Below are 23653 nucleotides of genomic sequence, written 5' to 3' on the forward strand. Positions count from 1 at the left end.
CAACTTCTGCGGGTGCTGCTTGCGGGGTCGCACCCGGCTTTTCGGGCCTAGTTAGTTGAGGCCTTGCCCTCTTTTTTCTTCTTTTCCGGCGGGGCAATGAACGTCACCTGGCTCTTGCCCAAATCCTTTGAGGTGGCCACGGCAATGCCGCGTTGGTCGGGCTTGTTCACGGCGCAGTAGTAGTGGTACACCACGCCCTTGTGCTTCACCACGAAGGACTTGTGGGCAAACAGCTCGTCGTAGGGCTCGGAGGGCTCGATGAGGTTCTGCCCGCTCCAGTCGGTCCAGTGGGTCAGGTCGTAGGAGCAGGCGAAGCGGTTCACGGCGCCCTTGATGCCGGGGTAGAAGGCCCCGAAGTAAAACATCACCCACAGGTCCTTGTCAATTCCGTCAACCTTCTGCAGGTAGGCGTCGCCGGTGATGCCCTTGTGGTGATTCAGCACCGGGTTGCGCAGGTAGCGCGACCAGTGCACCATATCATCCGACACGGCCATGCCGATGCGCTCGGCCCCGCGCTTCGTGTCGAGCGAGTCGCCGTTGGCGTTGTAGTACATCACGAAGGGGTGGCCAGTCGTCTTTTGCTGGTCCCAGATGACGGAGCTTTTGTAGATGGTGTGGTTTTCCCACCAGCGCACATCCTTGTCGTCGGGCCGGAGCACGGGCTGGGGCAGGCGCTGCCAGGCGTGCACCTTCGTCGGGTCTTTGTCGGTGTAGGCCATGCCGATGGAGAGCAGGCCCTTCTCGTAGCCCCGGCTCTTGCCGCCGAAGTAGGACATCCAGTACCGGCCCGCGTACGGCTGCCACTGGTACGAGCCGCCCCACTTGTGGTCCTGCAGGGCCACGTAGCCGGCTTTCTGGTTGGTGTCCCAGTCGGTGGTGTCGGTGAAGGCCATGATTTTGCCCTTGGTTTCCCACTTGAGCAGGTCCTTGCTCTGCGCCAGCCAGGTTTCGTAGCCCCGGCCGTCGTAGATGATGTAGGTCATGTACCACTTGTTGCCCTTGCGGAACACGCTGGGGCAATCCATCTTCTTCTGGTTGTCGTCGGTGACGAGCACCAGGCCGTACTTGTAGGGCGTTTTCACTTCCTCGTACACCCGCTGCATCACGTCGGTAGGTACCTCCCGGGGCTTGGCCGATTGGGCGTAGGTCTGCGGGCCGATAAGGCCCAGGAGCAGGAGGCTGGCGAGTTGAAGTTTCATGCGGGAAGGGCGCCTCGCCCCCCGGCTCCCCCTCTCCGAAAAGGAGAGGGGGAGCCGGACGATTTCGGGCCGTTGAGTTCAGGAGAATCGGTAAAGAAGCGTAGGTCGGATGCGCAGCTAGGTCAGTTTTGATTGGTCGGGGCAGGCGTCGACTGTTTGCTGTCAGAACGCCCCCCCTCTCCACCGGAGAGGGGGCCGGCCCCGGAGGGGTCCCGTGAGGCGCTACGAAACCGGTACACCCCCGAACCCAAGGCAATGCGCGCCCGGCCTTGCTCCACGCCCAGCAGCTTCAATTCCGGCTGCCGGCTCAGCGGCTGCCCGCCTTCGGTGATGGTAGCGGCGTCGGCCGCCGGTAGGTACACCGTGGCGGTGGTATTGGCCGGAATGGTGCAGCTCAGCTCAAAGCCGGAGGCCGTCTTCTGCCACTCGCTGGCAATCAGCCCGTAAGGCGAAAGGTGCGTGGCCTTGGCCGACGTCACGTCGCCCACGGGCTCGGGGCGGATGTCGATTTTATCAAAAGCCACGGAGCCCGCGGCCGGCCGGATGCCGGCCAGCGCGCCGTACAGCCACTCCTGCAAGTGGCCCAGCATCAGGTGGTTGTTCGATACCGTGGGCAGGGCAGCCCAGCTTTCGGTGAGAGCGGTGGCGCCCTGGGCCAGCTGGTAGCCGTAGCCGGGCACGTCCCGGCGGTTGTTCATGGCGAAGATGACGTCGGAGCGGCCCGCGTCTTCGAGCACGCGCAGCAGGTAGCGGTAGCCGATGTCGCCGGCCGTCAGGGCATTGTTGCGGTCCTGAATGTCGCGCACGAGGTTGTCGACCACGGCCGCCCGGTGCTCAGGCTGCACCAGGCCCATGTACACGGCCATGGCGTTGGCGGCCTGGCTGCCGCTGGCGTACTGCCGGGTTTGGGGGTTGAAGAACTTCGCGTTGAAGGCCGTGCGCACTTCGCGAGCCAGCTGCTCGTACTTCGCCGCGTCGTCGGGCTTGCCGAGCAGGCGCGCCACGGCGCCCAGCGTGGTCAGGTCGTAGTAATAAGTAGCGGTGCCCGTCACGCCCATCGGCGTGAGCTGCGAGACGCCCGGCGGCTTGGGGCCCAGGTCGTACCAGTCGCCGAGGCCCTGCGTGAGGATGTGGCCCTGGGCCTTGGTGGCGAGGTAGGCCGCGTAGCGCTGCATCATGGGGTAGCTTTCGGCCAGCACCTGCCGGTCGCCGTACCACTGATACACGTACCACGGCAACAGGATGCTGCTGCTGCCCCATTCGGGCGAGTCGCGGAACATGTCGCCGCCCCACTCGAACTTCACGTACTCCGGCGCAATTTCCGGCACCAGGCCATTGTCGAGCTGCGACACCTGCAGGTCCCGGATAATCTTGCGGTTGAGCGTGGCCACGTTGTAGGCGTAGCGGATGGAGGCGCCCATCAGGTGCGTCTGCTCCTGCCAGCCCAGCTTTTCGCGGTGGGGGCAGTCGGTGAGCACGCTAGCCATGTTGCTCTTCACGGCCCAGTCGATGAGCGTGTTGGTCTGGTTGAGTAGCTCGTTGGAGCAGCTGAAGGTGCCCGCCGCTGCCGCCGCGTTGCGGGTGTGCAGCATGGTCAGGGCCTGTACTACCGGGCGGTTTTTGGGGTTGGCCTCGCCCGCGGGCACGGCGCCTTCCAGCTGCGCGTAGCGGAAGCCGTAGTAGCTGAAGCGCGGGCGCCAGGTTTCCACGCCGGTGCCGCGCAGCACGTAGGTGAAGTAGTAGGGGCTGCCGCTATTTTTCTGGTTCACGGTGCCATCGGCCCGGCGCAGCTCGGCCGGCGCGATGCGCACCGTGTCGCCGGCGCGGCCCTGCACCCGCAGTTCGATGATGCCCGAGGCGTTCTGCCCGAAGTCGTACACGAACCGGCCGGGCTGCGGCTGTGTCACCTGCCGGGGCCGGAACTGCTCGTGTACCTTCAGCGGCTCGGTCTGCTGGCTTTCCAGCCGGGCAGGGCCATCCACCAGCACCACCGGCTTCCATGCCTGGGCACCCCCGAAGCCAGGGGCGTCCCAGCCGGCTTGCTCGCGGCGGGCGTCGTAGTCCTCGCCGCCGTAGATGCTGCTGAAGGTCACCGGCCCGGCCGTGGTCTGCCAGGAGGCGTCCGTGACGACGTTTTCCTGGGCGCCGTCCTGGTAGTCGAGCTGCACGCGGCACAGCAGCTTGGGGTAGCCGAAAGCGGTTTTGAGCTTGCGGAAGCGGCCCTTCACCGGCGGCACGTAGTAGAAGCCGTTGCCGAGCATCACGCCCACCGTGTTGTCGCCCTTGCGCAGCTGCTCCGTCACGTCGAAGGTCACGTACTGGGCGTGCTGATCGTACTTGGTCCAGGCCGGGTCGAGGAAATGGTCCCCGACTTTCTGCCCGTTCAGGCGCAGCTCAAACTGCCCCAAGCCGCACACGTAGGCCGTGGCCCGGCGCAGCTTCTTCTTCACCTGGAAATCCTTGCGCAGCAGCGGCAGCACGTTGCCGCCCTGGTAGCTGTCCTTCCGGCCATCCACGGGCAGCACCGTGACGTGCTCGGCCGGCAGCTGCTCATAGGCAATCCACCGGGCGCCGTGCCAGTCGGCGGGCGTGAGCAGGCCCATCTGCCAGCGGGCCGGCTGGCTCCAGCCTGAGGCCTGCTGCCGGTCGTCCCACACCATCACCTTCCAGTAGTAGGTTTTGGTGGGCTGCAGCGCCGGCCCGGCGTAGGGCACCTGAATGGAGGCGGCGGAGCTGGTTTTCTGCGAGTCCCACACGTTGCCCTGGTTGCGGGCGAGCAGCTTCTCGTCGTCGGCCACCAGCACACGGTAGGCGGTCTGACGGGCGTTGCGGTGGTCGGCCATTAGCTCCCAGCTCAGGTTCGGGGCCGGCAGCTGCACGCCCAAGGGATTCGGGCGGTAGCCGCAGCGCAGGTTCAGGGCCGCTGGCGCCTTGGCTTCGGCCTGGTCCACGCCCGATAGCAGCCCCGTCAGCAAAGCCAGGGTAGACAACGCAGAAGCAACCGGGGAAGGGCAGTGCATGGGCAGCGGGTGGGAGAGGCGGAGCGAAGACGCCAAGGGCCGCCGCCTAGCCAGCGACGGCGCAGTTGGAGCCTCTACAAAAGTAACCGCCCGCGTCCCGCGCCTTTGCCGCCGTTTGACAAGTTGTTGTAGGATGTTAGCACGGCCGTACGCCGCGGTCCGGGGCTGCTGCGGCTCTGGCGCAGCGGAAGCCACGGCCGTTCAGCCCCTCGGATGAGGCCCACGAATCGCCGCTGGTCGCGCACCGAAGTGGCCGTGCCAGGTAGCCAGGGCTTCCGGTTGATGTTAGCTTCCTACAAAAAGCCGCCGCGCCCCCTGAGTTCAGGCAGCGCGGCGGTTGGCACCCTGCGTCCTCTGCGGGCCAAGAGGTGCCAGGCTCGTAAGCGTTAGTTCAGCTCCACCATCGCCTTGATGACGCCCGTGGCCGGATCGAGCCAGCCGGCAAACTGCTGCTGCACCTGCCCAAAATCCACGCGGTGCGTGATGTACGTCGTTGGCTTCACCAGCCCAGCCTTCATCGAGCGGATGACGTGCTCGAAGTCCTCGCGGGTGGCGTTGCGGCTGCTCATCAGCGTGGCCTCGCGCTTGTGGAACTCGGGGTGGGCGAAGCTGATGTCGCCCTTCTGCAGGCCCACCAGCACGAACCGCCCGCCGTGGGCCAGGTACGCAAAGGCCCCGTTGATGGCCCGCTGGCTGCCCGTTGCGTCGATGACCACGGTGGGCATGTCGCCATGCGTAATAGCGCGCAGCTGCTCCGCTACATCGTTGGCGGCGGCGTTGATGGTGTGCTCTACCCCGAGCTGCGCGCGGCAGAAGTCCAGGCGCTGCTGGTTCAGGTCGAGGGCAATGACGCGGGCGCCGGCAATGCGGGCAAACTCCATCACGCCCAGCCCGATGGGGCCGGCCCCGACCACCAGCACGAACTCGCCCGGCCGCACCCCGGCCCGGCGCACGCCGTGCGCCCCGATGGCCAGCGGCTCCACCAGGGCCAGCTCGTCGTAGCTCAGGTCCTGGCCGTGCACCAGCGCGGCGGCGGGCACGGCCAGCAGCTCCGTCATACCCCCATCCACGTGCACGCCGCACACGTTGATCTGGGTGCAGCAGTTGGGCAGCCCGTTGCGGCAGGCCACGCAGTGGCCGCAGCTGAAGTAGGGGATGAACGTGACGGCCGCGCCGGGCTCGAAGCCCTCGGCCCCACCGGCATCTACCACCTCACCGGCCAGCTCATGGCCCAGCACCCGCGGGTAGCTGAAAAAGGGCTGCGTGCCCTCGTAGGCGTGCAGATCGGTGCCGCAGATGCCAATGCGACGGATGCGCAGCAGCGCGTGGCCGGGCGCGGCGGTGGGCGCAGGACGCTGCTCGTAAGTGAGTTGGCCGGGCTGGCGGCAGACAAGCGTGTTCATCATGGAAAAGTCGGTAGTTGGTAGTAGGCAGCCGGCAGCACGGCTACTGCACAAAGCTGCGGCTCCGGCCTCGGGCAGCTCTCCTGAGCCTACCCGGCCTTCTGTAAGTTGTGAGATGGTGAGGTGGTGAGTGCCGTTCAAACAGCACCCATTTACCGACTGACTCAGCCCAGGAAATTCAAACGGCCCCGACAACCTGTGTTGCCGGGGCCGTTTGCGCATCTAGGGTTGTTTGAACGTCAAACTCACCATCTCCACAACTCACCACCTACTGCAGCGGGTCGAAGGCGCCGCCCCAGGTGTTGTTCTGCACCAAGCGCGGGTTGTTGTCGAGGGCCGACTGCGGAATGGCGAAGAAGTAGTACTCGGGGCGCCAGTTGATGTTGTAGCGCGTATCGAGGTCCTTTTCTTCGAGGGCGAAGTAGTCCGTGTACACCTGGTCCAAATTCAGCCCGTCGCGCGTGGTAGCGAAGTTGGCGGGGGCGTTGGCCTTCAGGGTGATGACCAAGCGCTTGCGGCGTTTGCCGTTGAGCACGCTCTCAAACTTCTTCCAGCGGCGCAGGTCCCAGAAACGCTTGCCTTCGAAAGCAAACTCGATCTGACGTTCGAACAGGATGGCCTCGAACATCTGCGAGCGGCTCATGCCCGTCTGCAGGCCGTAGTTGCTGCCGCTGCCTGCCTCGATGCCGGCGCGCTGGCGGATGGCCTTCAGCTGGGTGAGGGCCTCGGGCAGGCGGTTGACGCCGGCGGCGGCCTCGGCCAGGTTCAGCAGCACTTCCGCGTAGCGGATTTCCATCCAGTCGGTGCCCACGTACTGGGCCGCCCCGATGGCCACGTTCGGATCAACGGCTTTGCGGCAGTAGAAGCCCGTGGTGCTGGCGCGCGGCTCCACCGAGGTGGTGCCGGCGGTGTTGAAGTAGGTCCAGAGGCGGTAGCTGGTGTTGCCGTTGAGGGGCCAGGTGGCCCCGTTATAGGCAATGGTCTTGTCGAAGCGCGGGTCGCGGTTCTTGTAGAACTGCTGCTGGTTGTAGGTGTAGGCCCCGGGTTCGTTGATTTTCTTGCCGTCCTTCATCGGGAAGGCCTTCACCAAATCCCAGGTGGGCTGGTGCGAGCCGCCGCCGGTGCCCGTGTACGAGGGGCGGGCGCCGTTGTCGAAGGAGTTGTTCTTCTTGGTCTGGTCGCCGGTGGAGGTGTTGAAGCCGGTGATGAACACGGCTTCCTTGTTGCCGACCTCCTGGAACCACATCTGGTCGAAGGAGGCGTGCAGGCCGTAGCCGCCGGCGTTGCACAGGGCCACGGCCTGCACGCTGGCGTCGTAGGCCGCCTGCCACTTGGCCTGGTCGTCGGAGGGGTTAAACTGCGGGCTGGCGGCGTAGAGCAGGGCGCGGGCCTTGAGGGCGGCAGCGGCCCCGCGGCTGATGCGGCCCCAGTCGGCCGAGGCCGACCACTTCACCGGCAGGAACATGATGGCCGAGTCCAGGTCGCTGGTAATCTGGCGGAAGGTTTCGCTGGTGGTGTTGCGCGGCAGGTAGGCCGCTTCGCGGGCGTCTTCACCCACGCCGGCCAGCGGCTTGAGCACCAGCGGCACCCCGCCGTAGAGGCGCACCAGATCAAAGTAGCGCCAGGCCCGGAAGAAGTACGCCTGGGCCATCAAGCGGTTCTTGGTCTGCTGCACCGGAATGGTGCCGTTGCGCACGGCCCGCAAGAACATATTGGTCGTGCGGATCTTGCCGTAGTTGGTGTTGGTGGCGTGCAGCTGGGTGCCGAAGTCGGCCACGTCGTTGGGCTGCAGCGTGCCCTCAAAGAACTTGCTTTCCCCGCCGCTCTCGTCCGAGAGCTTGCTCAGGTTCTGGTCGCTCAGGGTTTGGGCCCCGCCCCAGGCGGTGGGCAGGTTCTGGTCGTAGACGTAGTCGAGGTTCATCTGCGCCAGCGTCGAGTCGGCGAAGAGCATCTGCTCGTTGGCCGAGTTCAGGTCGACTTTGTCCAGCACGTCTTCGCAGCTGCTCAGGGCGAGCAGGCCCGCGGAGCAGGCGGCGGCCAGGGCCAGAGAAGTATAGTAGCGTTTCATGTCGCGGGTGGGAAGGGAATTACAAACCAACGTTCAAGCCCAGCGACAAGGAGCGCAGCGTGGGGTAGGCGTCGTAGGCGCCCGAGTAGGCCTTGTAATCGTAGGGATTGTAGAAGTTGATGGGGTTGATGGCCACGAAGTACAGCTTCACGCTGCCCATGCCCATGCGGTTGGTGAAGGTGGCGGGCAGGGTGTACGACACGTTGGCGTTGCGCATGCCGGCCGACAGCGAGCTGCGGAACCAGAAGGCCGACGGCTGGTCGTAGCTGCCAGAGTAGTAGGGGGCCGGGTACTTGGCGCCCTGGTTTTCCGGCGTCCAGTGGTCGGCCCAGAAAGCCGGGCGGTTGGAGGTAGCCGTAGCCGCCTTGCGGGCCGCCGATTCCACCATGGCCTGCCCGCCCCACGAGATGCCCATGGTCATGGACACCGTCAGGCCGCGCCAGGTAACGCTGGGGTTGAAGCCGGCGCCGAAGTGGTTGTTCTGCTTTTTGGTCAGGTATTCCATGTCCACGTCGGTGATTTTGCCGTCGGGGCCGGTGTACTGGCCGGAAGCGTCTTTGGGGCCGCGCAGGTCGGCGTAGTAGAGCATGCCCGGGCGGGGTGCCTGGCCGAAGAGGGTGTAGTTCCGGTTTTCCGGCAGGGCCATCCACGCGTCCACTTCACCCTGGTTGCGGAACATGCCCAGGTAGCGGAAGCCCTGCAAGCCCATGTCGGAGGAGCGGCCGGTGGGGTCTTCGTAGGTGCCGATCCTGCCCCGCTCCACGTCCACTTTCGCCTGCTTGTTGTCGTTCCAGGAGAAGAAGGTGTTGACGCGGTAAGCCAGGTCGGTGCCCACCTGCCCGGAGTAGCCCAAGGACACTTCGGTGCCGAAGCCGTTCACCGCGGCAAAGTTTTCGGAGGGCAGCGTGGCCCCGATCAGCCACGGCGCCGAGCTGGTGATGTTGGTCAGCACGTTGTAGCGCTTGTCGTAGTAGCCGTCCACCGACAAGGATACCTTGTTGTTGAGGAACTGCACGTCGAAGCCGCCGTTGTACTTGGTGTTGTCGTCCCAGCGGGCCTTGCGGTTGGCCATGGTGTTGTTGGCCGCGAAGACGAGGCCGCGGTCGTTGTTGCCGCCAAACACCGGGGCCTTGCCCGTCTGAATCTTGTAGCTCTCCAGCCACATGTAAGGCTTGGTGGCGTCGCCGCCAAGGAAGCCCACCGAGCCGCGTACCTTCAGCATGTCGATGAAGCTGACGTTGTTGCGGAAGAACGGTTCTTCCGAAATCACCCAGCCCGCCGACACGGAGGGGAAGAAGCCCCAGCGCAGTTCCGGCGCGAAGTTGGTGGAGGCGTCGTAGCGCAGCGAGGTTTCGAGCAGGTACTTGTTGGCGAAGCTGTAGTTGATGCGGGCGGCGTAGGAGAGCAGCCCGCTTTCCACTTCGCTTTCGGGGCCTACCGTCTGCGTGCCGGTGGCGAAGCCCAGGTTGGCGCCCGCGCCCAGGATGGTGCCCTGGGCCATGGAGGCAATACCGTCGCTGGTTGATTCCGTCTGCTCGAAGAAGGCAATGGCCGACACGCGGTGCTTACCGAATTCGCGGTCGTAATTCAGGTAGCCGTTCAGCTGGTAGCTGTCGAGGAAGGTGGGGTTCCAGCGCACCCGGTCGCCGTTGTCGAGCACGGAAGTGCCCAGCAGGCGGCCGCCCTGAATGTGCTTATGCTCGCCCAGGCCTTCGTAGCGGTACACGGTGTACTTGGTGCCGTACTGCTTGCCGAAGGAGTTGTCCATGGTCTTGCTGTAGAGCACCCGCGCCTTCAGCCCCTTGAGGAAGGGAAACTCGTAGTCCAGCTCGGCCCGGATGTTCAGGCCGGTGTTGCGCGTGGCCGTGAAGTTGTCGGAGCGCTGCACCTCGAAGAAGTGGAAAGCGTCCACCGAGTTGGCGTTACCAGTCGAGAGCAGCACGGGTTTGCCATCGATGTACGGCAGGTTGAACTGCGGCGTGTACAGCAGGCTCTTCATGTCATTCTCCGGATTCTCCCCGCCTTGCTTGAGGTAGTACATCCGCTTCTGGTACAAGTCGCCGCTGACCTGCAGGTTGGCCCGCAGGCCCTTGGCCAGCTGCACGTCCGTGTTGGCCCGGAACGTCCACTTGTTGGCGTTGATGTTGTCGAAGTTGCCGTTCTGGTAGTTGTACGACACCCCGGCGAAGTACGTGGCGCGCTCCGAACCGCCGCTGACGTTGAAGGCGTGGCGCGTGACGATGGCCGGCTTCCAGGCCTCCTTCAGCCAGTTGTAGTTGTAGTTGCGGAAGTGCTCCAGCTCGTCGGGGGTGTAAATCTCGGCGTCGCCGGGCCGCCGGCCCCGCTCGAAGTTGTAGTCGTTCAGCCAGGTCGCGTGCTGCACCGCGTCCATCATGTTGGGCAGGCGCACCGCGTCGGCGGCGCCCACCGAGCCGCTGTAGCTCAGCTTGGGCGGACCGGCCTTGCCGCGCTTGGTCGTTACCATCACCACGCCTTGGTTGGAACGGGCCCCGTAGATGGCCGCCGCCGCGTCCTTCAGAATGGAAATGGACTCCACCTCCGACTGGTCGAGCAGGTTGAAGTCTTCCGAGGTGCGCACCACGTTGTCGATAACGAACAGCGGCTGCAGCGTGCCCCCGTCCTTGGAGAGCAGGGTGGGGTTGCGCACCGTAATCTGGCCCGGGTCGCCGGGGCGGCCGGTGCCGCCGCTCACGCTCACGCCGGGCAGCTGGCCCTGCAGGGCCGTGGAGAGGCTGCCCACGGGCAGCTCCTGAATGGCCTTCATGTCCACGGTGCCCACCGAGCCCGTCAGGCTGGCTTTGGTCTGGGTGCCGTAGCCCACCACCACCACCTCGTTGAGCGCGGAGGTTTCGTCCTGCAGCGTCACGTCGACGGTGGTGCGGCCGTTGATGGGTACTTCGATTTTCTTGAAGCCCACCGAGCTGATAATCAGCGTTTCGTTGCCGCTCGGCACGTTGATGCGGAACACGCCCTGCGCGTCGGTGGAGGTGCCGGTGGTCGTGCCTTTCAGCACCACGCTGGCGCCGGGAATCACGCCGCCTTTGGCGTCTTTCACCGTGCCGGTAATGTTCACGTTGACGCTCCGGTCGGCCGCGGACGGAGGGGTAGGAGTGCCGGGTAACGCAGCCTGGGCCGCGCCCGTGCCGACGAGCAGGCCACCGAGCAGCGCGCACGCGATGCGCGGCGCGTGGCCGGCAGCGGGAAGCGTGGGTAAAAGTTTTTTCATAAAGGTTGGTGTGTGGGAAAGCAGGGTCGGTGGTGGAGCTATTTTTGGCCGGCGCCGGCCGCCTGGGCCCGCCGCACCTCCCAATCCTTACCGGCCTGCTTCATGTCGATGCCAGCCGCGGATAGGTAGTTGTTGATCTTGCCTTTGTACTTGCCGAACCAGGCGTGTTTCTGCTCCGAGGTGCCGGCGTCCATGGCCTTTTCGCGGGCTTCGGTCAGCCAAGCCACGATCTGCGTTTTCTGGGCCTCGGTCAGGTCGGGCAGCATGTCGTTGTAGGCCCGTACCGTGATGGGCAGCACCCCGTAGGTCATGCCGTCCTTCACCTGCTCGATCTGCGCCGTGGTGAGCTGCTTGCCCAGGCGCTTCAGGTACTGCGGGTGCAGCTTGTCGAGGGCCGCCGTGGTTTCGGCTTCAATCTTCTCGGTTTGGGCCTTCTTGGTGGCCTCGTCCGGGTTCTGGGCTTTCAGCGCGGCCAGCCGGGCTTTGCGCGCTTCGTGAATCTCGTTCAGGGCCCGGTACTGGTCCACTATCACGCTGCGCACCTTGGGAGCCTTGGCCGGGGCCAGGTCGGGGAGCTTGGCCACAATCTTGTCGGCGCGCTCGGTGATGGTGCGGGTATAGGCTGCGTCCTTCGACTCCGGAGCTTGCGGGGATTGGGCCAGGGCCCGTGGGGTGCCGCTGGCGGCCAGCAGGCCAGCGAGGAGCAAACTTCTGAGGAGCAAGGTCATAAACGGCTTGTAACTGCGATACTGGCAGCAAATTACAAGCTCAAGGAAGCGGCGGAATGCAGGTTTTGACCAACTTATTGTACTAAATTAGCATACCATTAACCTCTTCCTATACTGGCTGCTAACATCCGCAAACTCCGAGGGCAAAACCTCTGGCTTCAGAGCCGGCAAGCAGGTAAAGCCCGGCAGTAAGAGTGGGTGGGCTGGCTTGCTGGTAGATATCGGGTAAGTACGTGGTATTAAACGTATAAGGCCCCGCAAACAGGACCTAGTCGGAGCATCAGGCCAGCTACGGTGCGGAAGATGATAATGCTGGTAATGCTGAGCCGGTGAGGACTTACTTACTCGTAGCCAGAGGTAATATATTGGAATGCCCGGCGCTGCGCAGCAAGGCCGACGTCGTGCCTAAATCGCCTGAAAAATAGACTTCATGTAAGCCGTGTTGGCCCCGAAGTTCTTCTTCACGTTGCGCGGGTCGTTGGCGTCGCGCGAGCGTTCAATCACCAGCCAGCCCTGCCAGCCCATGTCGGCCAGGGTTTGCTTTACGCGGTTCATATCCAGGCGGGTGTTGTTTTGCAGCCACACGCCGTCGTCGTCGGTGCAGTGAATCTGGCAGATGCGCTTGCGGCCCAAGGTGCGCAGCTCCTGGTACAGGTCGCGGCCGTTCTTCAGCGGGTTCGAGAAGTTGAAGTAGATCTGCACGTGCTTCGAGCCGATGTCCTTGAGCAGCTGCACCTCGCCGGCCGCGTCCAGCGCCGTCTCGATGCCGACTACGACGCCGGCCTTTTCGGCCATCTTGCCCACCACCCGCAGCCGCTCCACGATGGCCGGACGCAACTCGGGGTGTTGAACCAGGTCGCCTTGGTTGCCCAGCGGCAGAAAGGCCACCTTCACGTTCATCTGCCGCATCGTGTCGATGCAGTCCTGCACCATGCGCTCATAAGTGGGGCGCGTGGCGAAAGACTGCGCGTAGAAACCCGTCATGGCCAGGGAGCAGATTTCCAGGTTCAGCTCCTTGGCTTTGTCGAGAAACTGCTGCCGGATTTCGGGCTTGCTGAGCTGGCTGTCGAAGGTGTCGCGGTTGCCGAGGCCGCCCATGTCCACTTCCACGCCGTCGGCTCCGATATCCTTGGTGAGCTGCAGCGCGCCCAGCTTCTGGCGCTTCAGAATCATCAGGTCCACCACGGCAATCTTGTAGGTGAGCTTGCGGCGGTGGGCCAGCGCCGCCAACGGGCGCGGCAGTACGAGGCCCGCGGTCAGCAGCAGGCCGGCGGAAAGAAAGTCGCGGCGGGAGAGAGGAGCCATGGCGGAAGGAATAACTGAGTAGTCAGCAAGCGGGGCATTAGCGGCCAAGCGACACGTCACCAGCAGCCGTGGGCGTGGGCTTGTCGGTGCGGAAGGGCCGGGCCGGCAGTCCTTCGCTGGAAAACAGGTTGGGCTGGGCGGCTTCGTGCCAGGCAAAGCGAACCGCCGTGGGCCGCGCCACTCCCGTCGCCGATACCACTACTTTTCGGCCCTGGATGCGGGCCTCGGCGGGCACGAACTGACCATCGGTGCTGGCCACGGTGAAGCCTGTGAGCGGCTGCCCGTCCCGGCTGACGAGGTGGCCTCGCAGCGGCTGAAAACGAATTTCGGCGGTCTGGCCCTTGAGTTTGAGGCTACGAAACACCGGTCCGCTGGCGGCTACCTCGCGGCGGCCGTAGGTATCGGCCAGCGCCAGCCGCGCCAGCCGCCGGCCGATTTCCCACTTGTAGGGCGGGTGAATGTCGTCGAGCTTGGTCACCAGGTCGGTGGTCACAATCAGGCCAGTCCGCGGGACCTGGGCCAATACCGCCTCCTGCGCCTCCCGAAACAGCGGCAGCGTTACGGGCGTCAGCGGCGCCTTGGGCTCCTTGGATTCGGAGTACTTGAACGGGGCCAGTTGCACCAAGTAAAACGGCAGACCTGTGTCCTGCCAGGCCGCGCGCCAGCTGCTGATGAGCGTGCGCATCTTGTGGGTGTAGGAGCTGGTTTCGGCCAGAAAGCAGTTTGATTCGCCCTGGTACCAGCAAAAGCCGCGCAGCGCGAAGGGCGCCAGCGGCCGGATCATCGGCTCGTAGAATTTGCCCGGGTCGCCGCCGACGGGCTGCTGGTAGTAGCTGTCGGCCCCGAAGGCTACCGTGCTGATCCACGGCTCGATGCGGCTGCCCGGCACGGCGGAGCTGATGACGCCCACCGGCACGCCCAGCCGTTGCTGCAGCTCCTGGGCAAAAAAGTACGCCGGCGCCGAAAAGGAACGCAGCGCCGAATCCTGCGCGATGCTCCAGCCGCGGTGCAGGGAGTCGGGCCGGTCCAGCTCCTTGCGGTTGACCAGAAAGATGCGAATCTGCGGATTGTGGGCCCGCTCCAGTTCCGTGAGTGGGTTGGGCTCGGGCTGCGGCGGCACGGTCGCCTTGCTGTTCTTGCGCATGGTGTACTCCATGTTCGACTGCCCCGAGCACAGCCACACTTCGCCCACCAGCACGTCGCGCAGGCGGATTTCGTTGGTGCCGCGTACCGTTAGCTCAGCACCGGCGGCGCTGGCTTTCAGCGGCGTCAAGCGCACTTGCCAGTGCCCATCGGCGCCGGCGGTAGTGCGCTGCTGCTGGCCGCCGAACTGCACCGTTACGGCCTCGCCCGGCGCGGCCGTGCCCCAGATGGGCACCGGTTTCTCGCGCTGCAGCACCATGCCATGGCCCAGCACCCGCGGCAGCACCACCCGCGCCTGAGCGGCAGGCGCTGCAAGGGCTAAAAAGGGGAGTAGGGCGAGCAGGCGCAGGTTCATGGAGTAAATAAAAAGGCTAAGGCTAGCTCCCCCTCAGCTGAGCAGGGGAGCTAGCCTTGGCTTAATTAAAGCATGTGCCTTACATCGACGGGCGCACGTTTTTCACGGCTACCAGGCTGTTGAGGTACTCCTCGATGTTGGTGTAGCCGTCCTTGCCGCGTACCTGGCGGGCGTCGGCGGGGTCGTTGGGGTTCAGCTTGTTTTTCTTCTCGTACTGGTCGGGCATGCCGTCCTTGTCCGAGTCCTGGTAGGGCGTGCCGGCGTAGGTGGGGTAGCCGCCCACCTGGCTGATGTCGGTGATGATGCCCTGCTTGTAGGAGTCGATGGGCAGGCGGCGGTGCTTAAACTGCGTTTCGGGCAGCTTCACACCCTCGCGGTAGGTGATTTTGCCAGTGCGCACCTGCTCCACCACGCGGGCGTCCACCGGGTCGCGCTTGGGCAGGGTGGCGCCGGCATTTTCCAGCACGTAATCGTAGGCTTTCTGGGCGGGCATGATGGTGAGCTGCGGCATGGGCAGCGGCGCATTCACGCGCATGTCGGCCATGTACTTGCCGGCATCGGCCTGCTCTTCCACCTGCACGCCGCCGTTCCAGTTGTCCTTGGTTACTTTCTCGTTGCCGTCCACGATGTTGCCCGCCACGTAGGCGCGGCCGTACACCTGGTACTTCAGCTTGCTGCGGCCCGATTCGGGCTTGAGGATGCGGTAACCCACCGGCGAGTTTTTGGGCGTAAGGGGCCCCGGCTTGTAGTAGTTGTTGATGATGTTGTACATGGCCCGGTAGTCGCCGCCGTCGGTGGAGCGGTGCACCCAGTTGAACATCACGTTGTTGGCGAAGTTGAACACCCCGTTCCAGCCAATCGATGGGTTGCGGCCCGCGTTGTCGGCCCAGAGGTTGCGCATGAAGGTGCAGTTCTCCCCGCCCAGGGTGCTGCCGAAGGCGTGGTTCCAGGTGTCCAGGGCTTCCGAGAAGATGCTGTTCTGGATGGTGATGTTCACCGTGCCCAGCTTCTGCTCCGCAATGCCGGTGCTGTCGTTGTACATGTGGCGGTACATCGACATGTTCTCGTCCAGCCCCCACGAGGCCGACACGTGGTCAATCATGATGTTGCCGATGGGGTTGCCGCCGATGGCGTCGTCGCGGCGGCCCACGTTCGTCTCGCCGCGACGGAAGCGCATGTAGCGGATAATCACGTCGTGGGTGTTGATCCACACCGATTCGCCGGCCACGCACACGCCATCACCCGGTGCCGACTGGCCCGCAATGGTGATGTAGGGCGCGCGAATCATCAGCGGCGACTTCAGGCGGATGATGCCGGCCACGTTGAACACCACCGTGCGCGCGCCGCCCTGCTCACAAGCTTCGCGCAGCGTGCCGGGGCCGCTGTCTTCCAGGCTCGTCACCACGATAACGCGCCCACCGCGCCCGCCAAACGAATATGCTCCGCCGCCCTCCGCGCCGGGGAATGCCGGAATCGGGGCCTGTGGCAGATCGATGGGGCGGGCCGCCCACGGAATGTAGGGCTTGCCCTGCCGGGCTTCCTGCTGAATGATGGGGTAGGCCTTGGCCCAGGCAATGTCGGACTGGCGGCGGGCTTCCTTCATCAGCTCGTCGCTGGCTTTCTGGATGTCGGGCGGAATCGAGGGATACTGCGCCAGGGCCACCGGCGCGGTCGACAAGACGAGGCCTAGGCAGGCAAGGAAAGCAGCGGACGTTTTCATGGGCGGGAAGGCTAATTTAACGGTGGCTAAGGTCGGGGCTGTAGCGAGCGGCACCGTGTACCATTTTTTCGAGCCTGTGTATAATCTTAGCATGGCCGCGCCTACCCGGGGTAAAAACGGCAAGCCAAGATGCTAGAATAGAGTAGGATTTATGGGTAAGCACCGATGGGTAGAATTGGGCAACTGCAGAAGACAAGCAAGGTTGATGGGCTATAACTGTCATCCTGAGCCGCAGGCGAAGGACCTCTTCCTGTTTGAACAACTGCCACAACATCGACTCGTTCTGACGTGGTAAGGTCCTTCGCCTGCGGCTCAGGATGACAAACGAAACACCCCCGCGTTACTTGTTAAGCTACCACAGTGCTTGGGCGCCGGGCCCGGGCTGTTAATTTCGCCGCCGGACGGCCGCCGCTCGGCCGCTTCGCTACATCATCTTCTTCCGCTCATGGCAGAGTTTGCGGACCAGCTGCGGCTGGCGCGGCGCGTGGCGCTGCAAGTATTGGCCTCCTTGTTCCTCGTCACGGTGGCCTGGGTGCTGGTGTACCGCTGGGTGTCGCCGCCGGCCACCTGGCTGATGCTGGAGCGCCGTAGCCACCGCCCCGAGGCCAACTACGGCGGCCTGCTGCCCGAAAATGCCTCGCGCCGCATTCACTACGACTTCGTGACGCTCGACGAGGTGTCGCCGCAGCTGCCGCTGGCCCTGGTGGCCGCCGAAGACCAGCGCTTCCTCATGCACCACGGTTTCGATACCGATGCCATCATCAAAGCCGCCAAGCACAACTTCGGCGAGAAAAACGGCGGCATCCGCGGGGGCAGCACCATCTCGCAACAGGTGGCCAAAAACGTGTTTTTATGGCAGGGCCGCAGCTACATCCGCAAAGCGGCCGAAGCCTACTTCACCGTGCTCATCGAGCTGCTCTGGAGCAAAGAGCGCATTCTGGAAGTGTACCTGAACGTGGCCGAAATGGGCGACTGCGTGTTCGGGGCCGAAGCCGCCGCGCAGAAGCACTTTGGTAAGTCGGCCAAGCAGCTTACGCCCAGCCAGGCCGCGCTGCTGGCCGCCGTGCTGCCCAACCCGCTGAAGTTTCAGGCGGGCCGCCCAGGGCCCCAGGCCCGCACCAAGCAGCAGCGCGTGCTGCGCAATATGCGCCGCCTGGGCGGTACCAAGTTCATCCAAACCATTCTGAATTAACCGCTATGCAGCCCTGGAAATCGGTTTTACTCAGCCTTTCGCTGGGCGTATTACTGGCCTGTACCAGTACCCGCGTAGCCGTGCCCACCGCCGCGCAGTTCGCTTCCGAGGAAGCCAAGATCCGGGCTGTGCTCAGCACCCAAGCCGCCGCCTGGAGCCGCGGCGACCTGCCGGGCTACATGGATGGCTACTGGCACTCGGATTCGCTGCTGTTCATCGGCAAAAACGGCCCGCAGCGCGGCTGGCAGCGCACCCTGGACAACTACCAGCGCAGCTACTCCACTGCCACCGTCATGGGCCAATTGGACTTCTCGCAGCTACAGATTACCCCGCTCAGTCCCGCCGCCGCGCACGTGGTAGGCCACTGGCACCTGGCCCGGCCCCAAATCGGCGACCTGCAGGGCTGGTTCACGTTGCTGTTCCGCAAAATCGACGGGAAATGGGTTATCGTGGCAGATCATTCCAGCTAAGAGCGGTAGTAGCTGGCTGGTAAAAATAAAACAGGCCTTGTTCGCGGTGAACAAGGCCTGTTTTGATGAAGTCAGGACAGGTACGTCCTGACAACAACTCACTTCGTGCCTGCTTGCTCGGCTGCTTCACCAGGGTCTTCGGGTGTGGCTTCGTCCTTTTGTTTCTCGGCCTGCACAGCAGGTACAGCTTCCGTAAAGACCAGCCCCGAGGCAACGGCGTGCTCGGCTGCCTGCACGGTGTCTTTCACCAGCAGCATTTCCACCTTGTCGCCGCGCAGCTCCTCGGCCACGCGCTGCACCATGGCGGTGCGCTCGGGCAGGTTCACGTCGCGGATGTAGATGGCCAGCACGCGGCCGGGGTGGCGGCGCACCACTTCGCGGTAGATGTTGGCGTCTTCCTGGCCCGAGTCGCCGATGAGCACAAAGGGCAACTGCGGGTACGTGAGCAGCAGGTTGTCGATTTCCTTGAGCTTGTGGCCGTGGTGGGCCGAGGCGTCACCCGAGGCCTTTTTCTTCAGAGCCATGTCGCGCAGCAGCAGGGGGCCGGGCGGAATCTGATTGAGCGCCAGGAAGTCTTCGAGCAGGTCGTACAGGTTCCAGGGCGACGAGGAGACATAGAAGAAGGGGTTGTTGCGCTTGCCGTTGCGGCCCAGTTGCAGCTGCCGGTAGAATTCGGCCACGCCCTTGAAGGGCAGGCGCGAGCGGGCGTTGCGCAGCAGCACCGTGCGGGCCATGCGCAGCAAATCGGTGGCCGACGTCTGGATTACCGTGTCGTCGAGGTCCGAAATGATGCCGTATTCCGCATCGGTGGGGGGCACCAGCACGGGTGCCGCGGCGCTGCGTTGCGTGGGCAGCGGCGCGGGCGCGTGCACCAGCTCCACTTCCACCGGGTGCCAAAGGAAATCTACCGCCGGGTTCAGCTCCCGGGGCTCGATGTTGAGCACGAAGTAGCCTTCCTCGTCGGTTACCACGGGGTGCTCGGTGCCGTCGCCGGGGCGAATGATGAGCTGGGCGCCGGGCATCTCCTGCGAATCAAAGCGGCGGTACATGTTCAGCAGGTTGTGCCAGCGCGAATCGGACGGATCTGGTTCGCCGATGCCTTTGTCGGTGAGCACGCGGCCTTTCACGTAGAGGCGCGTGGGCGTGCCGTAGCTGCGGTAAGGCAGAATCTGTACCGGGTGCAGGAGGCCCAGGCGGGTGCGGGCGCGGCGCAGCAAATCGTCGGCGCTTTCGGCCAGGTCGCTGAGGCGGTCGAGTAGGGACATGAGCTTGGAATAAGAAGGACGCGAAACTACTGAACGGTTCGGGCTGCCGTCCCGTTGCGGTAGCTTTAAATGCGCCTCCGTACCCCGTATCCCTTGGTTGCCATGATAAAGTCTTCGCTTGCGGCCCTGCTATTGCTGCTGTCAGGGGCTTCCGTGCCCGCTTTTCGGAGCCCGCAGCCCGCACCGGAAGGTGTGACGGTGTCGCTGGCTGCGGAAGCCACAGCTGCCTACAACATCGTTTGGCTGCGGGCCACTATCGTCAACAACACGGGCAAGTCCGTGAAGCTGCTGAACCCGATGGATACCGTCGAAACGGCCTGCCCGCGCGCTGCCAGCTTCGTGCTGCAGGTGCTAACGCCCAGTCAGGACACGGCCGTTTTCTGCCGCCGCTGCAACGAGGACTTGGCCCCCAACCGCACCCAAAAATTGCGCCCCGGTCAGCAGTGGACCACCCATCTGCAGGTGGATCTGAACCGGGTGTTGCCCCGCGCCGTGGCGGATACGATGCGCAACTGCCGGCAATACAACAACCGCACGTTGGGCGCCTACCGCTTTTACCTCTCGCACAACTTTGGCGTGACCAATGGCCCGCCCCGCGCTAGCAACATGGTAACGGTATACCGCAAAAAATAAGGCCAGCCGGTGGAGCGACTGACCTTATCGGCACTAGAAAAAATCGGGGGCGTTACAGCAGGCTTTTCAGCTCCTGCAGGCCGCTGCTGTTCACCTGGCGGTTGCGGCAGTTCAGCTCGTCGGCCTTGGTCTGGATGGCCTGGATGCGGTTGTCGGGGTTGGGGTGGGTGCTCAGGAACTCGGGCGGGTTGGCCTGGCCTTCGTTCTGGGCCTTGATGAAGAAGCCGGCAGCGCCGTCGCAGGCGTAGTAGCCGGTGCCGTTGAGGTATACCACCGAGTACTGGTCGGCTTCCTTCTCAAAATCGCGGCTGAACTTCAGCTCACCCAGGCCGGTGGCAATTTGCACCAGTTGGCTGGGGTTTTCGCCGAGCACCACGCTCAGCAGCAGGTTGATACCGTACTGGTTTTGCAGCTGGCGGGAGGTGTGGCGGCGGTCGGCGTGGGCAATTTCGTGGCCCAGCACGCCGGCCAGCTGGCTTTCGTCGTCGAGGTACTTAATCAGGCCCGTGAACACGTAAATGTGGCCGCCGGGGGTAGCAAAGGCGTTCTGCGTCGCGTCGTCCTTGATGATTTTGACATCCCAGGGAAACTCGTTGCGGTACTGCAGCTGGCCCGAGTTCAGCACGCGGTTCACCACGGCGTCGAGCAGCTGATAGGCGCGGGCGTTGCGCGGGTCGGTGCGCAGCAGCAGCTGGCCCTGAGCCTGGTAGGTGGAATCGGTTTGGTGGGCTACCTGGTCGCCCAGGGTTTTATCGTCTTCGATGCTGAACAGGACGGGGTTGCCGTTTTCGTCGGTGCAGGAGCTAGTGGCAAAGCCCAGCGACAGAGTCAGGGCGCCGAGCAGGTAGAGACGGGAAAAAGTGCGTCGGAACATGCGGGTAAGTAGGGCAGGTGAGTGAGAGAAAAGCGCGGCTGAATCGGCCCAAAGAAAAAACGGTGCCAAAACCATCCGCCGAGCGATACGCGCCGCGGTGGTAGCGCGTTGCACCCAAACCGGGTAGTTGGGTTTAGGCGGGGGCGCAAGGATTTGGCCAGCTGGTCCTTAAAACCACTCATCCAGCCGCAAATTGGCCGCCTGGGCACCGGTTTACGTACACTTTTTGCCGCCACCAGCTCGGGGCGGCTTTTCGTTTTCATCAGCCCGCTCATGCCTACCGCCGCTACTGCTCCCCGCCTCAAAATCCGCAAAAAGAAACTCGCGCCCGCGGACGCCGACGTGCACGAGCTCTATAAAGACCCCGCCCGCCAGGCTGAACTGGCGGGCCTGCGGTACTTCCCCGACACCAAGCCCGGCATCACGCGCCAGCTGGGCCGCAACGGCGAGTTTCGCTACGTCAACGCCAAAGGGGAGAAGGTCGCCGACGAGAAGACGCTGGCCCGCATTCAGGGCTTTGTCATTCCGCCGGCCTGGAGCGACGTGTGGATTTCGCCCTCGGCCAATACCCACCTGCAAGTCACCGGCCGCGACGCCAAGGGCCGCAAGCAGTACATCTACCACCCGCTCTGGGACCAGGCGCGCAGCCTCACCAAATTCAGCCGCCTGCGGGCTTTCGGCGAAAAGCTGGGCGAGCTGCGCCAGCGCCTGCAAAAAGACCTGCAACGCCCACAGCTCGACAAGCAGAAAGTGGTGGCCCTGGTACTCACCCTCATGGATCAGTCCTTTATCCGCGTCGGCAACCGCGAATACGCCAAGAAAAACAAGAGCTACGGCCTGACCACGCTGCGCGACCGGCACGTGCAGGTGGAGGGGGCCGACGTGCGCTTTGCCTTCGTCGGCAAAAAAGGCGTAGCCCACGACGTGACCCTGCACGACCGGAAGCTGGCTCGCCTGGTGCAGAAGTGCAAGGAAATACCCGGCCAGCACCTGTTTCAGTACTACGATGCCAACGGCCACCGGCAGGAGCTGGAGTCGGGCGACGTGAACGACTACCTGCGCGAAGCCACCGGCCTGCAGCTCTCGGCCAAGGACTTCCGTACCTGGGGCGGCACCGTGCGCATGGTGCGGTGCTTGGAGCAGGTGCTGCACGAGGAGCCCGAACTGCCTAAGGATAAGGTGCTGAAAAAAGCCGTGAAGGACGTAGCCAAAGACCTCGGCAACACGCCCACGGTGTGCTCCAAGTACTACATTCACCCGCAGGTGGTGGAGCTGTTTCAGTCCGATAAGCTCATCAACTATCTGCGCCGCCACGACGCCGACCCTGCCGAAGACGACCTGCTCACGCCCAACGAGCACCTGGTGCTGGAAATGCTGCAGGAAGTGGCTTAATGTGCTAATGCGGTCAGGTGCTGATGTGCTCTGAAGTCAGACCAGACATTAATACATCAGTACCTGACCGCATTAGCACATTATCGCCCTGACCCGTCGCGGTCGAAGGCGTGGGTAGTGACGCCGCTTTGGGTTTTGACTTTGAGTTCGGAGGCCAGCTCCGCGTTGTTGTTGCGCTTGGTGTCGTAGAAGCGCGTCATTTTGCGCAGGCCCGCCACGCGCGAGCTGTCCGCAACGGTGTCCTCGCCGGGCCCGCCGTAGATGTCGATGCGCGGGGAGTGGCGTACTTGGCCGCGCAACTCGAAGACGTCCTTGCCGCCAAGGCCGTGGAGCGTGACTAGCTTGGTTTCGGTGGGATGAAAGCGGCGGCGGTACAGCAACTGGGCCGGCGCTTCGTCCTTGGGCTGGCTGAACACTGACACCACGGTGAGCGTGTCGCTGAGCCGCTCCACCACGAACCGCTCGCTGCCGTCGGTGCCCGGCACCACCACTTCCTTCGCTTGCAGGCGGTAAAACTCCATGGCCACCCGCGGCAGCTCGGCCCGGCGCGCGCGCAGTCCGGCCTCCAGCCGGGCGCCTTCCAGCTGATACACCTCCCGGGGCAGGCGGCGGGCAGCCGTGCTGATGACCTCATCGGTGAGGGCCTGCTGCAGCGCAGTGGCCGTAGCTGCGTACTGGGCCCGCGTGGGTTCGTTCAGGCAGCGCGAGTCGATGAAGCGGGCGTTGCGGGTGTAGCCCTCGACGCTCTCGTAGCGCGGCCCGAAGGTGCGGAACTTGCGGACCGCCTTGCTGGCCAGCCAGGGCAGCACGCCATCGTCGAAGCGAAAGAATACCTGGTCCCGGTCGATGGGAATAGGGCGGTAGAGCAGGCGGCCGTTGGGTTGGCGGTAGGCTACCCAATCCCACTGGCCCTCGTGCCGGTCCCAGTCGCCCAGCCACAAATCGAGCAACCGGGCGCGCAGAAAGGCCGGTTGATCGATGTAGTGCTGCGCATCCTGGTACACCGAAGCCAGCACGTCGTCGCTTTCCTCCAGGTCCACCGCATTGGGCCCGAACACGGGACCGAGGTTCTGCTTGCTTTCGTATTTCTCTTCCAGTAGCACCACCTTGCCTTGAAAGCGCTTCGACGCTGAGCCCAGGCCTTGCTCATTGGCCGGCACGTAGAAGGGCCGCGGCACGGTGTGCAGCACCCCGGCCGCCTGGGCCAGGGGCGGCACCACAAACGCGCCGTAGGGGTTGCCGGCCGAGGTAGCGTCGCGCACCACGTTTAGCACGAAGGTGTGGCGCAGTACTTTGGGCAGCGTTTTGTACGGGTCCTTATCGAGGCTGCGCAGGGCGTAGGTACGGTCGCCGGCGCCATTGAGCGTCATGCTGGTGGTCTGAAAGCCGCCGCCCATTTTGCCCGCCGTCAGCGGCCCGCCGGGCACCGCGCGGGCCAGGTCCAGTACAGGTAAAGTGACGGGCTGTGCCCACACGGCGCGGTAGTGCGGGCCAAACCACAGCCGCCCGATGGCATTGCGCCGGTAGTGGCGGCCGGCCGTCACGCGGGCACTATCGGGCGCAGTAGCGGTACTGCCCGGCACGCGCGCATCGGGTTGAAAAAAATGCTCACGCGCGCAGCCAGGGGCGGCAAGTGAGC

Annotated in this window: 16 protein-coding genes; 4 read left to right on the forward strand and 12 right to left on the reverse strand. The window is 64.2% G+C overall.

The window, feature by feature from the left end:
* Nucleotides 1-47 precede the first annotated feature (47 nt).
* The 9 genes from B0919_RS16960 to B0919_RS17000 all read right to left on the reverse strand — a co-directional run bounded on the left by B0919_RS16960 (nt 48) and on the right by B0919_RS17000 (nt 16188).
* On the reverse strand, nt 48-1199 hold the full coding sequence (locus tag B0919_RS16960; RefSeq protein ID WP_078013477.1) for a glycosylase: 1152 nt from the start codon (nt 1197-1199) through the stop codon (nt 48-50).
* 122 nt (nt 1200-1321) lie between these two features.
* A complete protein-coding gene (locus B0919_RS16965; protein WP_078013478.1) occupies nt 1322-4219 on the reverse strand; it encodes a family 78 glycoside hydrolase catalytic domain in 2898 nt (965 codons plus the stop codon).
* 386 nt (nt 4220-4605) lie between these two features.
* Nucleotides 4606-5622 (reverse strand): zinc-binding alcohol dehydrogenase family protein, encoded by a 1017-nt coding sequence (locus B0919_RS16970; RefSeq protein ID WP_078013620.1) that lies wholly within the window; start codon nt 5620-5622, stop codon nt 4606-4608.
* Between the two features lie 268 nt (nt 5623-5890).
* Nucleotides 5891-7690, reverse strand: a complete 1800-nt coding sequence (locus B0919_RS16975) for a RagB/SusD family nutrient uptake outer membrane protein (protein WP_078013479.1) — start codon at nt 7688-7690, stop codon at nt 5891-5893.
* A gap of 19 nt (nt 7691-7709) precedes the next feature.
* A complete protein-coding gene (locus B0919_RS16980; protein ID WP_078013480.1) occupies nt 7710-10937 on the reverse strand; it encodes a SusC/RagA family TonB-linked outer membrane protein in 3228 nt (1075 codons plus the stop codon).
* Nucleotides 10938-10975: 38 nt separating this feature from the next.
* Nucleotides 10976-11644 carry a DUF3826 domain-containing protein gene (locus B0919_RS16985; RefSeq protein WP_254846601.1) on the reverse strand — a complete coding sequence of 223 codons (669 nt, stop codon included), beginning with the start codon at nt 11642-11644 and terminating at the stop codon, nt 10976-10978.
* Nucleotides 11645-12070: 426 nt separating this feature from the next.
* Nucleotides 12071-12970 (reverse strand): sugar phosphate isomerase/epimerase family protein, encoded by a 900-nt coding sequence (locus B0919_RS16990; protein ID WP_078013482.1) that lies wholly within the window; start codon nt 12968-12970, stop codon nt 12071-12073.
* A gap of 37 nt (nt 12971-13007) precedes the next feature.
* Nucleotides 13008-14468: a sialate O-acetylesterase gene (locus tag B0919_RS16995; protein WP_078013483.1), complete on the reverse strand. Its 1461-nt coding sequence runs from the start codon at nt 14466-14468 to the stop codon at nt 13008-13010.
* 79 nt (nt 14469-14547) lie between these two features.
* A complete protein-coding gene (locus tag B0919_RS17000) occupies nt 14548-16188 on the reverse strand; it encodes a polysaccharide lyase family 1 protein (RefSeq protein ID WP_078013484.1) in 1641 nt (546 codons plus the stop codon).
* Nucleotides 16189-16633: 445 nt separating this feature from the next.
* Here B0919_RS17000 and mtgA point away from each other — a divergent pair, with 445 nt between their 5' ends.
* Together mtgA and B0919_RS17010 are read left to right on the forward strand one after the other, a co-directional pair.
* Nucleotides 16634-17380, forward strand: coding sequence for a monofunctional biosynthetic peptidoglycan transglycosylase (mtgA, locus tag B0919_RS17005; RefSeq protein ID WP_078013485.1), 747 nt, complete (start codon nt 16634-16636; stop codon nt 17378-17380).
* Nucleotides 17381-17385: 5 nt separating this feature from the next.
* The gene (locus tag B0919_RS17010; protein WP_078013486.1) at nt 17386-17850 is read left to right on the forward strand and encodes a YybH family protein; all 465 of its coding nucleotides are present in this window, start codon (nt 17386-17388) and stop codon (nt 17848-17850) included.
* Between the two features lie 98 nt (nt 17851-17948).
* On the opposite strand, the gene B0919_RS17015 is transcribed toward B0919_RS17010, so the two are convergent.
* The gene (locus B0919_RS17015) at nt 17949-19115 is read right to left on the reverse strand and encodes an App1 family protein (protein WP_078013487.1); all 1167 of its coding nucleotides are present in this window, start codon (nt 19113-19115) and stop codon (nt 17949-17951) included.
* A gap of 102 nt (nt 19116-19217) precedes the next feature.
* Between B0919_RS17015 and B0919_RS17020 the strand changes: the two genes are divergently transcribed.
* Entirely contained in the window at nt 19218-19748 is a 531-nt protein-coding gene (locus tag B0919_RS17020) for a hypothetical protein (protein ID WP_078013488.1), read from the forward strand.
* Between the two features lie 52 nt (nt 19749-19800).
* Here B0919_RS17020 and B0919_RS17025 read toward each other — a convergent pair whose 3' ends face one another.
* A complete protein-coding gene (locus B0919_RS17025; RefSeq protein WP_078013489.1) occupies nt 19801-20622 on the reverse strand; it encodes a M48 family metalloprotease in 822 nt (273 codons plus the stop codon).
* Between the two features lie 273 nt (nt 20623-20895).
* On the opposite strand from B0919_RS17025, the gene B0919_RS17030 reads away from it, so the two are divergent.
* A complete protein-coding gene (locus B0919_RS17030; RefSeq protein ID WP_078013490.1) occupies nt 20896-22014 on the forward strand; it encodes a DNA topoisomerase IB in 1119 nt (372 codons plus the stop codon).
* Between the two features lie 80 nt (nt 22015-22094).
* On the opposite strand, the gene B0919_RS17035 is transcribed toward B0919_RS17030, so the two are convergent.
* Nucleotides 22095-23597 (reverse strand): hypothetical protein, encoded by a 1503-nt coding sequence (locus B0919_RS17035; protein ID WP_139362198.1) that lies wholly within the window; start codon nt 23595-23597, stop codon nt 22095-22097.
* Between the last annotated feature and the right edge of the window lie 56 nt (nt 23598-23653).

The organism is Hymenobacter sp. CRA2 (genome assembly GCF_002007105.1).
Taxonomy (GTDB): Bacteria; Bacteroidota; Bacteroidia; order Cytophagales; family Hymenobacteraceae; genus Solirubrum.

Coding starts and splice junctions, on each gene's coding strand:
- B0919_RS16990 (WP_078013482.1), bottom strand. CDS start 12,970: ATGGCTCCTCTCTCCCGCCGCGACTTTCTTTCCGCCGGCCTGCTGCTG.
- B0919_RS16975 (WP_078013479.1), bottom strand. CDS start 7,690: ATGAAACGCTACTATACTTCTCTGGCCCTGGCCGCCGCCTGCTCCGCG.
- B0919_RS17000 (WP_078013484.1), bottom strand. CDS start 16,188: ATGAAAACGTCCGCTGCTTTCCTTGCCTGCCTAGGCCTCGTCTTGTCG.
- B0919_RS16970 (WP_078013620.1), bottom strand. CDS start 5,622: ATGAACACGCTTGTCTGCCGCCAGCCCGGCCAACTCACTTACGAGCAG.
- B0919_RS16995 (WP_078013483.1), bottom strand. CDS start 14,468: ATGAACCTGCGCCTGCTCGCCCTACTCCCCTTTTTAGCCCTTGCAGCG.
- mtgA (WP_078013485.1), top strand. CDS start 16,634: ATGGCAGAGTTTGCGGACCAGCTGCGGCTGGCGCGGCGCGTGGCGCTG.
- B0919_RS16965 (WP_078013478.1), bottom strand. CDS start 4,219: ATGCACTGCCCTTCCCCGGTTGCTTCTGCGTTGTCTACCCTGGCTTTG.
- B0919_RS16980 (WP_078013480.1), bottom strand. CDS start 10,937: ATGAAAAAACTTTTACCCACGCTTCCCGCTGCCGGCCACGCGCCGCGC.
- B0919_RS17020 (WP_078013488.1), top strand. CDS start 19,218: ATGATAAAGTCTTCGCTTGCGGCCCTGCTATTGCTGCTGTCAGGGGCT.
- B0919_RS16960 (WP_078013477.1), bottom strand. CDS start 1,199: ATGAAACTTCAACTCGCCAGCCTCCTGCTCCTGGGCCTTATCGGCCCG.
- B0919_RS17030 (WP_078013490.1), top strand. CDS start 20,896: ATGCCTACCGCCGCTACTGCTCCCCGCCTCAAAATCCGCAAAAAGAAA.
- B0919_RS17010 (WP_078013486.1), top strand. CDS start 17,386: ATGCAGCCCTGGAAATCGGTTTTACTCAGCCTTTCGCTGGGCGTATTA.
- B0919_RS17015 (WP_078013487.1), bottom strand. CDS start 19,115: ATGTCCCTACTCGACCGCCTCAGCGACCTGGCCGAAAGCGCCGACGAT.
- B0919_RS17025 (WP_078013489.1), bottom strand. CDS start 20,622: ATGTTCCGACGCACTTTTTCCCGTCTCTACCTGCTCGGCGCCCTGACT.